Source organism: Shewanella sairae, assembly GCF_023283535.1.
GTDB classification, from domain to species: Bacteria; Pseudomonadota; Gammaproteobacteria; order Enterobacterales; family Shewanellaceae; genus Shewanella; species Shewanella sairae.
Genome location: NZ_JAKILT010000079.1, coordinates 1 through 14,222, shown reverse-complemented (window position 1 = coordinate 14,222; position 14,222 = coordinate 1). Strand labels below are relative to the sequence as shown.

The 14,222-nt window shown below is 41.4% G+C and carries 12 protein-coding genes and 1 pseudogene; 6 read left to right on the top strand and 7 right to left on the bottom strand.

Annotated features, from left to right (window positions below):
• Window positions 1-272 (top strand): hypothetical protein (locus tag L2748_RS21530; protein WP_248957741.1); only part of this gene is annotated, 272 nt, incomplete at its 5' end.
• Window positions 273-723: 451 nt separating this feature from the next.
• Here the strand turns inward: L2748_RS21530 and L2748_RS21525 are convergent.
• The 3 genes from L2748_RS21525 to L2748_RS21515 form a co-directional block, all read right to left on the bottom strand.
• On the bottom strand, window positions 724-924 hold the full coding sequence (locus L2748_RS21525; protein WP_220783062.1) for a hypothetical protein: 201 nt from the start codon (window positions 922-924) through the stop codon (window positions 724-726).
• A gap of 174 nt (window positions 925-1,098) precedes the next feature.
• Window positions 1,099-1,668: a DUF4136 domain-containing protein gene (locus L2748_RS21520; protein WP_220783061.1), complete on the bottom strand. Its 570-nt coding sequence runs from the start codon at window positions 1,666-1,668 to the stop codon at window positions 1,099-1,101.
• A 230-nt stretch (window positions 1,669-1,898) separates the two neighbouring features.
• Window positions 1,899-4,811, bottom strand: coding sequence for a M9 family metallopeptidase (locus L2748_RS21515; RefSeq protein WP_220783060.1), 2,913 nt, complete (start codon window positions 4,809-4,811; stop codon window positions 1,899-1,901).
• A 798-nt stretch (window positions 4,812-5,609) separates the two neighbouring features.
• Here L2748_RS21515 and L2748_RS21510 point away from each other — a divergent pair.
• The 5 genes from L2748_RS21510 to L2748_RS21490 all read left to right on the top strand — a co-directional run bounded on the left by L2748_RS21510 (window position 5,610) and on the right by L2748_RS21490 (window position 9,750).
• Window positions 5,610-6,203: a LysE family translocator gene (locus L2748_RS21510; protein WP_220783059.1), complete on the top strand. Its 594-nt coding sequence runs from the start codon at window positions 5,610-5,612 to the stop codon at window positions 6,201-6,203.
• Window positions 6,204-6,223: 20 nt separating this feature from the next.
• Complete coding sequence (locus L2748_RS21505) at window positions 6,224-6,790, top strand: DUF1415 domain-containing protein (protein WP_220783058.1); 567 nt, start codon at window positions 6,224-6,226, stop codon at window positions 6,788-6,790.
• Between the two features lie 65 nt (window positions 6,791-6,855).
• Window positions 6,856-7,632, top strand: coding sequence for a ribonuclease H family protein (locus tag L2748_RS21500; protein ID WP_220783057.1), 777 nt, complete (start codon window positions 6,856-6,858; stop codon window positions 7,630-7,632).
• Between the two features lie 104 nt (window positions 7,633-7,736).
• Window positions 7,737-8,147, top strand: a complete 411-nt coding sequence (locus L2748_RS21495) for a hypothetical protein (protein ID WP_220783056.1) — start codon at window positions 7,737-7,739, stop codon at window positions 8,145-8,147.
• 241 nt (window positions 8,148-8,388) lie between these two features.
• Window positions 8,389-9,750, top strand: a complete 1,362-nt coding sequence (locus L2748_RS21490; protein WP_220783055.1) for a leucyl aminopeptidase family protein — start codon at window positions 8,389-8,391, stop codon at window positions 9,748-9,750.
• A 176-nt stretch (window positions 9,751-9,926) separates the two neighbouring features.
• Here the strand turns inward: L2748_RS21490 and L2748_RS21485 are convergent, their stop codons facing one another.
• The 4 genes and pseudogenes from L2748_RS21485 to L2748_RS21470 all read right to left on the bottom strand — a co-directional run.
• On the bottom strand, window positions 9,927-10,952 hold the full coding sequence (locus L2748_RS21485; protein WP_246616264.1) for an FAD:protein FMN transferase: 1,026 nt from the start codon (window positions 10,950-10,952) through the stop codon (window positions 9,927-9,929).
• Between the two features lie 103 nt (window positions 10,953-11,055).
• On the bottom strand, window positions 11,056-12,810 hold the full coding sequence (locus L2748_RS21480; RefSeq protein ID WP_373317234.1) for a flavocytochrome c: 1,755 nt from the start codon (window positions 12,808-12,810) through the stop codon (window positions 11,056-11,058).
• A gap of 29 nt (window positions 12,811-12,839) precedes the next feature.
• On the bottom strand, window positions 12,840-13,586 hold the full coding sequence (locus L2748_RS21475; RefSeq protein ID WP_220783053.1) for an outer membrane protein OmpK: 747 nt from the start codon (window positions 13,584-13,586) through the stop codon (window positions 12,840-12,842).
• Between the two features lie 327 nt (window positions 13,587-13,913).
• Window positions 13,914-14,222 (bottom strand): annotated as a pseudogene (locus tag L2748_RS21470) (hypothetical protein); the annotation flags it as partial.

Here is a 14,222-nt window from a genome sequence, read left to right as displayed (position 1 = left end):
AGTACACTGCTGGTATTCCAAACATTAAGTACACTGCTGGTATTCCAAACATTAAGTACACTGCTGGTATTCCAAACATTAAGTACACTGCCGGTATTCCAAACATTAAGTACACTGCTGGTATTCCAAACATTAAGTACACTGCTGGTATTCCAAACATTAAGTACACTGCTGGTATTCCAAACATTAAGTACACCGCCGGCATTCCAAACATTAAGTATACCGCCGGCATTCCAAACATTAAGTATACCGCTGATACGATCACTGCTTAGTTAAGGACATTGAAAATGCCTAGTTTGATTCTTAAATTTTTTGGTATTGAGAAACAAAAACGTAAGCAAGTACAGCTCCCAGAGGGGCTTAACACACTAGAAGTCATACCAGCCAAAGGTTGGTGGAGATAGATTGGACTAAAAAAGCATAGGTAAAATTGAGAGGTGTAATGATGCTAAACTCATTGATGATGTTTCTTGGATTAACAAAACCTACACGCAAAAAAGTTCCATTACCAGAAGGCTTAAACCAACTAAGAGTGACGCCTGCCAAAGCATGGTGGAATTATTAAACTGATAAACCAAAAAAGGAGCTTAATTGCTCCTTTTTTCCTAATGAGGCAGCTACGATTGCGATAAAATAGCACTACAAGTTTACCTGTAATCTTTTTGGCAAGTCAGCCTTAGCCCTGTTTAACGCAAAAACTAAACTAGGATTGAAAGCAAACACCTATATTTTTATCATTCTTCCATGCCTACCCATTGCTTTGCGATAAGCCAATTGCTTATGTGAATTTAGCAAAGGAAATGCAACTGGGCCTAACAATACTCCAGCAAGTGCCCAACGCTTAACAGGAAGCCCAGCCCTAAAAGCCACACCACCTAAAAAATAACCTGAATACAATAATATAACTCCAATAAGCAATTCCACTTACCTACACCTCACTTCAAATAAGTTAACGCCCTGTTCGCAATCACACCTAAAGTGAGCATTATATAGACAAAACCTAGAGCTAGTGAACATTTTTTATGCAGAAATAACTAGTGACACGTAAAGAGGTAATTTTTTTAACCACTTAACCAACAATAAATAAAGTATAAAATATTATAGAAAAGGTACCGGTTTAAGCATTCTAGATAAAAGACGCTCGAACCTTTGCTCACGCTGCTCAGGACTTTTATCTAACTCAGCAAAACCTTGAGCTAATACTCGCCAAATTGGCATCGGGCTATTGGGGTTAAATAAAGCGACTAATACCGAGCCTTTTTCATACTTATCATCAACACCAGCGGTAGAAAGCCCAGCAACTAACCCCGCTTTCTTTAATATCTCTTTATCGCTCATTTCTGACTCAAGTGCTAAACCATAGCCCACCAGCACGCTAGGAGTTTCATGAGCTTGAGCTAAGTGATACCCCTTATCTAGCATCACTTTGGTAATGGCTTTTTGCATATGCTTAACCACTGCTTCACTATCTACGCCATCGCTAGCATGTACCGTAAACATGGTTGGGTGCCAAGAAAATGCTTTGGAATGGTTATTTAAACCACTAAGATCACCACTAATAACCATGGTAGTACGGGTGGCAGAAGCTTGCTCTAAACTATCGGTTGAGCTACATGCAGTTATTAGAAACAACCCCATGAAGACTACTGAGATATATTTTTTAATCATATGTGCAAAATCCCTCTTAATGTAGAGCTTTAGAGTAACAGCCTAAACATTAACCTAACCTGACTAGCATTTACTGTCGACCTTATCTGGCTATTAGTGACATTATTCATATAATCGGTTTACAGGTAATAATTCTAAATACGATTGAATTAGTGACGCTAAAAATAAAAAAAGCCGACTCAACAGAGCCGGCTTTGACTTTCCCGATATCAATAATCGGCTGTAGAACTTTACTTAATATCGACCACTAAACTTACACCAGTACTTGATGGCGCGCCATCTGCGCTAATGTAATACCAACCTTCAGCAGGTGTACTAATCGTTAATTTTTCAACGTTACCTTGGTTTTCAGATTTAACTTCAAATGAGTCAGGTCCAGCCCAAGTTTGGCTATTGCCGTACAAGTTAACATCGCCACTACCGTGACCACTTGCAACTGTTACCTCAGCAGTATTTGCAGGCACATAGAAGTAATAGCTTGAGTGACCATCTGCAATGCAAACTGCTTCACCAAACTCAACACCGCCATAGCTGTATGGTGATTGCGTAGCACAAGCATCGGCAACCGCTACAGGGTCTGTACCTGTATCACCACCATCAGTCAGACTCACATTTAGACTGACACCTTCATACTCAGCATTCGCCACTAAACTGATATAAACCCAGCCACGATTTGCCGTTACCGCTAATTGCTCATTATTACCTGCTGTTGTTGCCTTATCTGTATAAGCAGATGGCTTAGCCCAAATACTTTGATTGAAGTACACATCAACATCTCCACTACCACCAGCTGTTGATATATAAAGCGGCGTATTATCTTCATCAATATAAGTATAAAAGTAGTTAATATCTCGTCCTGCAACACACTCCGTTTGCTCTTTAGTGAGGTTACCATCTGTTATGGTTGCCACACCGCAGTTTTCAACCGGATCAATTGGACCGTCGGTATCAGCATTATCACCTATGCCATCGCCATCGGAATCAGCCCATTCAGTCGGGTCGCTCGGGAAAACATCTGAATTATCGCCATAGCCATCGCCGTCTGTATCTGTCGTCTCTGTAGCATCATTAGGGAAAGCATCAGCGTTATCGCCGACACCGTCGTTATCACTATCTTGTGTTTCAGTAGGATCATTGGGGAATGCATCTTGATTATCAGCAACACCATCACCATCGGAGTCCACTGGCACAACAATACCGGTATCTATCGTGTCATCATTACTGCTCACTGACGCCAACCAAGTATTCCACTCGCTGTTGTAATTCTGACCAATAGTATTGTCGATATAAGCCAGCCAGCCTGCAGCATCACCACCACGAGCAAGAACCAATAAAGCATCGACATCGTCTCTGTGATTTTCAAATAGGAAACGTACCGCCAAATAACCCCAGCTATACACACGTTCTGAGCCGCTATTATATGTGTTAGATAAAATCTCGCTCAAGCTGTAAGCCTGTGAACGACCTAAATCAATTGCGCCATCATTACGGTTTTGCTTAGAAATATATTCAGCTAAACCTTCAGACCACCACACTGACTTACCGGTATCGATATCAAAATAATTAAATGCACCATAAAGGTTGAAACGACCATCAAGGTAATGCACATATTCATGTTTGAGGTTCCAAACTAAAATGTCTTCAGTCCAAGTTGCTTCATGAGCAATAAATCTTGCCTGATTACCTTCCTGCGATGGTGTACCTTCTAAGTACATACCGCCGTTATCAGTACTAATCCCAAAAATAACACCAGCGTATTGCGCATAGTCTGCGTAACTATCAAAGATATTCACTTCTAGACTTTCATTTAAGTCATCAGCTACCGGTTGATAACCCGTTGCCAATACATTGTGAAATAAGGTTTCTTCAGCGCCCATGAGATCACATGAATCTTGTAACTCATTATCCGTTAGCTGCTGCGCACGAATATAGATGGTATCGCTACAGTTATAGTTAATCGGTAAAGCCGTTTGCTCAAGCTCTTCTTCCCAGCCACAAATACCAAACTGCTCGCACTCTCCTGGGTTGTAGTAATCTAGGTAGCCTGCACCATCAGCCCATTCAGCAGACATACGCTCAAACTTGCCCATATATAACTGCACGCCATCGTTTAAACGTGTCTTTAGGCTTTGCGGAAGATCCCAGTACTGTTGATATTCATAGAAACGACCAAACTCATGAAAAGCGTCTGTTGATTCATATTGATAAGCTGAATTAATAATGTAATCACTAGTCGCAATATTCAGCAGTGCATCAATCAAGTCGCCATGTTCCATGGCTTTCTTGTTGTAGTCTTCTTCCCAACTTCCATAGTAAAGCGTGGTTAACGCACTCGTTAACGCCGCGCGATGGCGGTTACTTGCTAAAAAGTTCGCATCAAATCGCTGCAAATAGTCGGTGATAACCGGCACACTTTCTAAAATATGATCCGCACTAGACCAAGAAGTGAAAAACTCAGACAAGGTATCGCCAGCATCTTGGCTTAGATCAAATAAGTGAGGATTTTTTGCATATTCAAGCAGAACTGAATATAGCGCGTCTGCAGCTTGAGTATCGCTATAAGTTAAGTCGTCGTTGTAGAACTCAATGTAAAATGCGCCACGTAGAAAATAGAACAAGTTACGCATTTCAGATCCACTGCGGCTATCGTAACTTGCTGCAATATTCTTGGCCTGATTAGCGACAGAAACAACATTTTCAACTTGGTAAGCGGCAACAGACGCTGCATCGTTTCGAGAGTAAAGCTCAGAAATACACGAAATATCCGCTTGCCTGACAAAATCAAATAACGCTTGCCCACTTAAGTTTGCAAGTTCACTACTACACTCATTTGCTTCAGCTTCTGCTGCAGGGCCTATTGCGCCCATTGGCCCTTCAATCTTTTTTACAGGCTTACTCTTTGGTGCTTGCTGGCGCTGGCTATTATCCGCACCTTTTTGTTGACCTGGGATATTAGCGCCCTTTTCAAAGCGATTGTTTGTCGCCTTTCCATGTGCAGGTTTAGCAGACTGTTTTGCTGTTGGAGCAACTTCCCCTTTTGCAAGTGCCGCGCCTGGTAATAAAACAGCGCTGCAAGCCAGAGCGATAGCATGGATCTTAAACGGGCTGCGTTTAAGCAATGAAACTGATGATTTAATTGACATGTTTGACTCCAAATTATGCACGGCTGCGTCGTAAAACCACCTAACTGCAAGAAGCGATAAACTGACGATGATGAGCGTTAAACGCCGTGTCTTTAATTGTATTATTTTTATGATTGTTAATCTTTTGTTAACAAAAGACGTTTAATTTATAATTTATACAATATTCATAATCAAGTGCAAAAATTAACCTTTCTGCTCTGCAGAAAATAAATTGCATCAAGCTGTTGAATGAACATTCAAGGGTCAAATAAATGGCAAAAAGAAACGAGTTAACTGAAAACCCTCGCTAAACGCTTAGGCCTTCCTGCTCTTATGAGAGGCTATAAATTTAAGAAAAGACAGATGGCAGCATGTAAAAAGGTAAATAGCAGAAACACCGCAGCATAAGTAGACTCTAATCAAATGCACCCATTAAAACTGAGAATTCAATTGAATGAAAAAACAATACTGCAGACCAATACTCTAGTAGTGCAAATCCCTATTGAATAGTATTTTTGATGGCATAATATAAAAGCGTCAAATTACCACTACTTAACCAAAATAACCGCTAGAGCGTGAATAAAAAACCATCAAAAACGAGTAAAAAATCACCACTACCGTTTTATGATTTTTTATATAACAAAAAGGTATGACTTATTATCTTGTCAAGCTAGAGCTGAAGCCCAGCCATATTACTATTACCCTCGTGTATAGATAACGTTAGAATGCCTCATTATGATGTAGATTAGCTGTTATTTATGCATCGATAATCTAAGATGGCTAACTATGCTGTTGCTGCACTAACTTTTGAGTTTGACTATGGAATTGATTTTAACCATCGCATTATTCGCCTTTTCATCGGGGATCACACCTGGGCCCAATAACATCATGTTAATGTCATCAGGGGTCAACTTTGGTGTTAAACGTAGCCTACCTCACCTATCAGGGATCTGCATCGGCTTTCCCACTATGGTACTGGCGATTGGGTTAGGTCTTAGTGCTGTATTTCAAACCTATCCGCTACTGCATAGCATCATCAAATATGTTGGCATTAGCTATATGCTATATCTCGCTTGGTTGATAGCTAACAGCAGTGCCAAAATGAACGGTAAAGATACTGCGGCTCCGCTGTCATTTTTACAAGCGGCTGCATTTCAGTGGGTAAACCCTAAGGCTTGGATCATGGGAATTGGCGCTGTCGCCACCTTTACAACGATGAGCCAAGCGCTTACACCACAAGTGTTCACCATCGCTTTAGTGTTCTTTTTTATTGCTGTGCCCAGTGCTTTTGTATGGCTAGGCTTTGGCGTCGCATTAAAGCGATTACTAAAGAACCAAAGACAACAGAAAATATTCAATGTCACCATGGCGCTCTTGCTTGTGTTGTCGATCCTGCCTATGATCCGGCCATAACTCTCCAATGGCAGTACCAAATGACTCAGGTTATCGATCCCGAATTACAAGCATACGCAACAGAAACCGAAAACTGGGTTAAGCAAGTGATTATGAAATATAACATTTGCCCCTTTGCACGACGTGAAATCGAGCGTGCGAGTATTCGCTATGCCGTTATTGATGAATCACGTATGCAAGATGTACTGCAAGCTCTGGTCGACGAGTGTATTTACTTAGATGAAAATAAAGACATAGAAACCACCTTGTTTATTTTACCGCGCGGTTTTGAAGGCTTTTACCTATATTTAGATTTAGTCGATATTGCTAATGACCTTCTCATAGAACAAGGTTATGAAGGCGAGTATCAGTTAGCCAGCTTCCACCCCGACTACTGTTTTGAAGATGAAGCTCAAGACTCAGCGGCAAACTACACTAACCGTTCACCATACCCAACGCTGCATATTATTCGTGAGGCCAGTATGGAGTTGGCATTAGCCACTTACGATGAGCCAGAGACCATTCCGGAGCGCAATATAGCTTTTGCCGAGCGCAAAGGCTCTCAGTTCTTCGTCGATTTGCTTGCCCATTGCAAAAAAAGCCAATAACTATTTAATGATTACAGCGGTAAGTTGTAATCATCTTCTTTATAAAGATTTAGGATATACGCCTTATGGCTAAAAAATATTACGTAGTTTGGGCTGGCCGTGAAACCGGTATTTTTACCAGCTGGGATTACACCAAGAAACTCGTTGATAAGTTTCCACAGGCTAAATATAAGTCCTTCCCAAGCGAAGCTGAAGCCAAAGCGGCATTTGCCAACGCGCCAAGCTATGGCACCAACTATGGTAATAGTGCTAAAAAACCAGCCTCAGGCCCAGCCAAAGCTAAAACCGCGCCGAAAGCGAGTTTAGATATCGATCTTAGCCGCTGTGATGTGTCCATTTTTACCGATGGCGGCTGCGAGCCTAACCCAGGCAAAGCGGGTTCTGGTGTAGCAGTCTATCTAAACGCTAAATTAACCGAGCTTTATTATGGCCTTTATAACGCCAATGGCACCAACAACTCCGCTGAATTAAATGCCTTGCATCAAGCCCTATTACTGGCTGAAAAAGCACTTAAACAAGGGCTTACGGTGCAAATATTAAGTGACTCGCAGTACTCAATCAACTGTATCACTAACTGGGCTTATGGCTGGAAAACCAAAGGTTGGAAACGTAAAGTTGCTGGCGATATCAAAAATTTAGATATCATTCAGCAATCCCATGCGCTATATGACTCATTAAAAGATAAGCTTAATATTCAGCATGTTGCTGCCCACGTGGGGATTGAAGGCAATGAACTGGCTGACCGCATGTCTATTTACGCCATTGATCAAAAAGACACGGCGTTTTGTCGCTACCCAGAACCGATTGTGCTTAGCGAGATCTTAAGTTTACGCGCAGGCTAATCAAGCGAGTAAATGCTGCTTTAGCCCGCAGTTGACACTTTATTACCTTTTAATCCCCGCTTGAGGTTAGGTTTAATGTGTCGACTGTGGCACAATCGCCCTTCATGAAAATCTACAGTCACATACATAAAGCCCCTGTTCGCGTGTTCCGTATTGGAAGACGCCGATTTTGGCTGCGCCTAAAACGCGACATGTTAGTGTTGAAGGACGCGCTTGCACAAGAAAAGCAGGAAACTAAAGATATGTTAGTCACCTATAAGCGCTATACCTGTAGGCAAGCTTCAAAAGAAGAACTGACTGAGGCCAATAAGCAGTTTGCCGATCTCTTAAAAGGTTTAGGTCTTGGCATGTTTGCCGTCTTACCTTTTGCTCCCATCACGATTCCGTTAGTGGTTAAGCTTGGCCAAATAGTTGGCGTCGACGTACTTCCTAGCTCGTTTAACAATATGTCAGAACGTAAGGCCAATATTCGCCGCGATGCAATAAAAGCGAAACTAGAGTCAACTTCTGAGTAATTAAGTTTAACTAGCAATTATCCAGCTTTAGCCTCTTCAAGTTCTTCAAAAGCTCATCACTTTGAATACCAATTAACACATACACGACTAAAAATTTCCACTACCTCAGCGACACCTCTAGTCTGAAAACCAACCTTAATTAGCTCTCAAAATAAGCCCTTGTTACCTTTCTCATAATCGCAAGGCCTGTTACTCTATTGTGCAAGCTATTCTCATTATTAATAACAATACGAGTCCTTACATGAGCAACCTTATTATCTCCGGTGCTTCAGGCACCCCTTTATCTATTTTTAATAGCGATACTTTTGCAAAATGGCTAGCCGATCAAGCCCCGCAAACACAAAACTGGCTCACTAGCACTCAATTTAAAGGTCAAGGTCTAAGCCTTATTCCTAACGCTGACGGTGAATTAGCGCAGGTTATTTTTGTCAGTAACAGTGACGATTCATACTGGCTTTGTGGTGAACTAGCCAACCAACTACCCGCAGGCCAATATGTACTTAATGCTGGCGAAGCCCAGGTAAAAACGGCTGCTTTTAGCTGGGGACTAGGTGCATATAAATTTGACCGCTACAAAAAAAATGATAAAGCCTTGCCGCAACTTGTTGTACCAACGCAAGCGCAGGCAGATGAAGCCAATAAATTTATCCGCTCAGTGTCGCTAGTGCGTGACTTAGTCAACACCCCTGCAGCCGATATGATGCCGCAGCATCTTGGTGATGTAATGACTGAAATGGCTACAGAGTTTGGCGCAAGTATCACACAAATTATTGGTGATGAACTACTCGAGCAAAACTATCCCACTATCCATATGGTTGGCCGCGCCAGCGAAAACTTGCCGCGTTTGATTGATCTAACTTGGGGCGATGAATCTGCTCCTAAACTGACCCTTGTTGGTAAAGGTGTGTGTTTTGATTCGGGCGGGCTCGATATAAAACCGGTTTCAGGCATGCGCTTAATGAAAAAAGACATGGGTGGCGCAGCCCATGTTATTGGCCTTGCTCAACTGATTATGGCGCATAACTTACCAGTAAGGTTACGCGTACTGGTACCAGCAGTTGAAAATGCAGTATCGGCTAATGCCTTTAGACCAGGTGATGTTATTACCACGCGTAAAGGTATTACGGTTGAGATTGACAACACCGATGCTGAAGGTCGCCTAGTACTATGTGACGCATTAGCTGAAGCCAATAACGATAAACCAGAGCTAGTGATAGACTTTGCTACGCTTACCGGCGCAATGCGCATTGCACTAGGTACAGAGCTACCGGGCTTCTTCAGTAATGATGAAGACGTTGCTGCCGGCTTTACTGCATCAGGTTTAAAAGTCGATGACCCAGTTTGGCGTATGCCACTGCACAGACCCTACCTTGACTTAACAGGTAGTGATATTGCCGATCTCGCTAACTGCGCTAAAACCCCGTTTGGCGGCGCAATTACCGCAGCACTATATTTAGAAGAATTTGTTGATAAAGGCATTAGCTGGAGCCATTTTGACGTTATGGCATACAACGTGCGCAAACTTCCAGGTCGCCCAGTAGGCGGTGAAGCATTCGGTATTCGCGCCGTATTTGATTATCTGCAAAACCGTTTTCAAGCTTAAATAGCTTCTCTAAGTGTTAATACTGCTCGATTATAAAGGCTCAGCATATGGGCCTTTATATTTTAAATAACAGTAAATATTCATCCACTTAGCCAACAAGCATTAACCCTATCAACATTGAACCAGAGCATATTGCTACTACGGCGCTAAATATAACGATGCACCTTAGCGATTGGTTAAACTCCATTTTGAGTGCCACTATGGTTTAACAAGTATGGATAAATTGCATGACTAAAATGCGCCTTAAACCCCTGCTCGGTTTTCTCAATTAGCATCACAGCTAAACCTAGCTGGTTGGCTATTTCAATTGAACGATTTAAATTCAGCACCATAAAAGCTGTCGCAAAGCCGTCCGCAACAGCGCATTGAGGGTGTAATACCGTAGTAGACACTACCGTATTTTTAATCGGCATCCCCGTTTCTGGGTCTATAATATGGCTCAATGTTTGCCCTGCTGTTTCGATATAGTTGACGTAGCTGCCAGAGGTTGCAATTGCCATATTATTTAAGCCAACCACCTGCTGAAATTGCAAACTGAGCTTTTCAGGTCGAGTAATCGCAACTTTCCATGATTTCCCCTCTGCCGTTTCGCCCTTAGTCACTATTTCTCCACCGATTTCGACAAGATAACGATTGACTCCAGCCTCAGAGAGTACATTTGCCACACGGTCTACGCCATACCCTTTCGCGACAGCGGAAGGGTTAATAGTTAAGCTAGGAATGATTTTCTCGAGCTTATCAGCGCCTAATGCGAATCCATCCATGCCTGTTTTTGAACGAGCTAACTCCAGTTGTCCACGGTCCTTTTGTTTAAGCTCCCTAGGCTTAACCCCAAATCCCCAAAACTCAATCACGGGCCCAAGCGTAATATCCAGCGCGCCATCTGTTTGCAGTGAAACCTGTTTAGAAATCTCAAGCACATCATAAAGTCGATTTGATAGAGTAATAGGCTCTTTAGAAGTCGATCGGTTTACTCGAGTAATTTCAGAGTCTTCATTAAAAACAGATAAAGATTGGTTTACCTTATCTAACTCAAGCTCAACCCGTCTTTTTAGCTCCTCTGCTGTTACATCTATATTGGTTAAGTCCAACTGCACTGAGTAAGTTGTCCCCATTGTTTCACCACTAAAATGTATATTCTGAGTCATGCCCCATACTTGAGGTACAAATAAGCAAAGCAATAAGTATAAAAATTTATGCATGTTCATCGAGCACCTTTAATTAGGGTTCAAATAGAGTGATTTGACGAATAAAAAAGTGCCGCTCACTCATGTGAACGACACTTTGATTACACGCTAGCGCAATTTAGTGTGCAGCAGCTTCTTTACCTGCGATACGACCAAAAACGGTAATATCAGTAATTGCGTTGCCACCTAAACGGTTAGAACCGTGGGTCATACCTGTCACTTCACCTGCAGCATATAAACCATCGATAACTTGACCTTTGGTATCCAGTACACGGGTTTTAGTGTCTGTCATCAAGCCACCCATAGTGTGATGAACAGATGGCTTAGCAACTAGCATATAAAAAGGCGCTTTCATGATTGGCTTTAGCCCTCCGCGGTGGTTAAATTCACCATCCTTACCTGATTTAGCAAATTGATTAACACGGTCAACCTGAGCCAATAATGCCTGCTTATCTACGCCAAACTTACTTGCTAACTCTTCTATCGAGTCAGCTTTAAACATCATGCCTTTACGATTTAATTCAGCAAATTCATCTTTATGAACCTTAACTGTTTCAGCAATTTCTTCGATTTCACTGCCCCATAAAACATAAGCCTGTTGGTTAGTTTGCGCTAAAATAGCACGACTAATTACGTCACGACGTTCAAGCTCTTCAACAAAACGGTTACCCTCTTTGTTCACCACTATCGCGCCAAAGAAGCGAGAGTCTGCGATTAACGAGATAACACCGGTGTCAGTATGGCAAATTGGGTATGTTTGGATTGACTCCATATTGTGCGTCTTGGCATTTAACTTTTCAGCCATCACAATACCGTCCCCCATAATCCCTCGAGCGTTTGTCGTACCGTAACGGGTGTCTAGTTCTGGCACATATTTAGTACGCATAGCGACGTTAGCCCCGAAACCGCCAGTCGCCATGACGACACCACGATCAGCCATATAAGTGATCTTTTGACCGTTTTTCTCCGCTTCAACACCAATCACACGACCATTTTGATCCTGAATTAAAGCAGTGGCTGTTGTACGAGTATGAATTGGGATCTCAAGCTCATCTGTTTTCGCCATAAACTTGCTGATCCACTCGGCACCAGTATGGTTTCTTGGGATCAAACCACGCTTAACACTATGTCCGCCAAACTGGAATAATTGGTCTTGATAGAAATCGACTTTAATATAATCACGTAACCACTCTGCAGCTGGCAGCGCTTGTTCAGCCATAAGTTGAACCATTTCTGGATCACCTAAGTAATCGCCTCCCTTTAGCGTATCTTTAACGAAAATATCAATGCTATCTTCAATCCCCATTGATTTTTGCACCCAGTTACCCGGTACATTCATTTGTCCGCCGGTGATAAGGCTATTACCGCCAACTGTTGGCATTTTCTCGATAATAACGACATCTGCACCAGCATTTTTTGCAGTGATCGCAGCGCTAAGGCCTGCACCACCCGAACCAATAACCACAACATCAAAGTTTTGCTCTGTGGCAATCACTTCTTTATTAACATCTTTCGCCTTAGCTAAACCAGCAACCAAGGTCACTCCTGCAGCAGCCAATGAGCTTTCTACGGCTTCTTTAAAAGCTTTACTGGTTACTGTTGCACCACTGATAGCATCAACTTCAGTAGTGTTTTGATTAATCATGTCATCTTTCATTTCAGTGTAAACAGAGGCAGCTAATACCTTGTTTTCTTTCTGTTGAATAACATTGATGTCGACTAATTGACCATCTTTAGTGGAAGTTTGAACTTTTATCTCACCATGCTTACCAAAAGCAGAGCCTTCACTTGTAACAACTGTTCCAGAATCTTGTACAGAACAACCCACGGTTAGTGCAAAAATAGCACTAGCAATTATTGTTTTTCTAATCACGATTAAATTCCTATTATTTCAATCAAATGCTAAAAGCTAAAACCAACAGCAATGCCATATTCGATGCCGTCATTAGGCGCTGCGCCCCAGCTATCGAAATGCGTTAGATGCAATTTGGTATAAAAAGAGTCGGTAATACTGGTTTTAAGGGTTGTGATTATCTGATGACCATAACTGTCGTAACCTAATGTGTTCATATGATCTTCATCACGGTCAAACTGACCTTCATAATTAACTGATAATGCGTTTTTTAAGCCAAAAGCTGAAAATGGGTAGCTCGCATTAATCACTGCAGCGTATCCGCTTATTCCGTCAAAATTTGCACCTGTAGGAGAAAAGCTAGCAGCCGAATAATTCAAACCAATACCGGTATTAATAAATAGATCGCCATACTTTCGGTTTGTCGTAACACCAAGATACAAGTTGTCTTCCATTACAGTGCGATTAGATGAAAGGAAGTTTTGTGCCCAATAGTTATAGCTTGAGTCACCAATTTGCTTATCGACAATCACCAAAGATTTTACGGTTAACTTTCCTTGCTTATCATCTTGGGCATCCTGCACTTCTCCCGGGTTTTCCAATTTTATATAAGCGAGTAATGTGCCCCAATCAGCCTTATTAAAATGAGTTAACTTAACAAAAGGCTGATCATAAGCACCACCATTGTCATCTTTAGTTTCTGAGGTATACGCTTTATAGCCAATATCGACAGAAGTCGCAGACATTGCAGGGGCAACGAGAAAAACAGAAAGTGCTGTAATAAGTTGCTTTTTCATATGCTGTTCCTAAATAGTAAATTCAACAACAGATTAAACAATCATCAAATAGACTTTGTGAGCATTATCTCTATCTATACTCTTTTTAGTCATTACTGTGGTTTTAGGAAGTAAACATTAGAAAAACTATAAAAACTTTAGAAAATATCTTATATCCAACGTGAAATATTCGTCAAATAATTAAATCTAAAAATATTAATACGTCAAAACTATGTCAAAAAATTTCTATTATTAGATTTAGCTAGTAAATTAAAAAAATCATCGATGATAATTAACAAAAAAGGCTAAGCAATAAAGTGACTGCTTAGCCTTTTCATTTAATTAAGTTCAATACTTTACAAACAGTGTGGCGCGAAATTGATTGTTATCCCTAATCAAGTAATAATTCCAGTTCAATTGCTTTGCTAAGCGTTCAACCAGCATCAAACCTAAGCCAAAACCACTACTATTATGCGGAGACATTGAGTTAATTATTTCAATTTTTGTCTTAGATTGATTAATGATGACGCTTTCAGTGCCATGTTCTAAGCTATTACGCACAAGATTGATCCCTGCCACTACTTTTAGACACTCCACTAAGTAAGTACAATCACCATTGAGGTACTTATGAAAACAAATAAACCACGTAAAACTCAT

Coding starts and splice junctions, on each gene's coding strand:
- L2748_RS21520 (WP_220783061.1), bottom strand. CDS start 1,668: ATGATTAAAAAATATATCTCAGTAGTCTTCATGGGGTTGTTTCTAATA.
- L2748_RS21515 (WP_220783060.1), bottom strand. CDS start 4,811: ATGTCAATTAAATCATCAGTTTCATTGCTTAAACGCAGCCCGTTTAAG.
- L2748_RS21510 (WP_220783059.1), top strand. CDS start 5,610: ATGGAATTGATTTTAACCATCGCATTATTCGCCTTTTCATCGGGGATC.
- L2748_RS21505 (WP_220783058.1), top strand. CDS start 6,224: ATGACTCAGGTTATCGATCCCGAATTACAAGCATACGCAACAGAAACC.
- L2748_RS21500 (WP_220783057.1), top strand. CDS start 6,856: ATGGCTAAAAAATATTACGTAGTTTGGGCTGGCCGTGAAACCGGTATT.
- L2748_RS21495 (WP_220783056.1), top strand. CDS start 7,737: ATGAAAATCTACAGTCACATACATAAAGCCCCTGTTCGCGTGTTCCGT.
- L2748_RS21490 (WP_220783055.1), top strand. CDS start 8,389: ATGAGCAACCTTATTATCTCCGGTGCTTCAGGCACCCCTTTATCTATT.
- L2748_RS21485 (WP_246616264.1), bottom strand. CDS start 10,952: ATGCATAAATTTTTATACTTATTGCTTTGCTTATTTGTACCTCAAGTA.
- L2748_RS21475 (WP_220783053.1), bottom strand. CDS start 13,586: ATGAAAAAGCAACTTATTACAGCACTTTCTGTTTTTCTCGTTGCCCCT.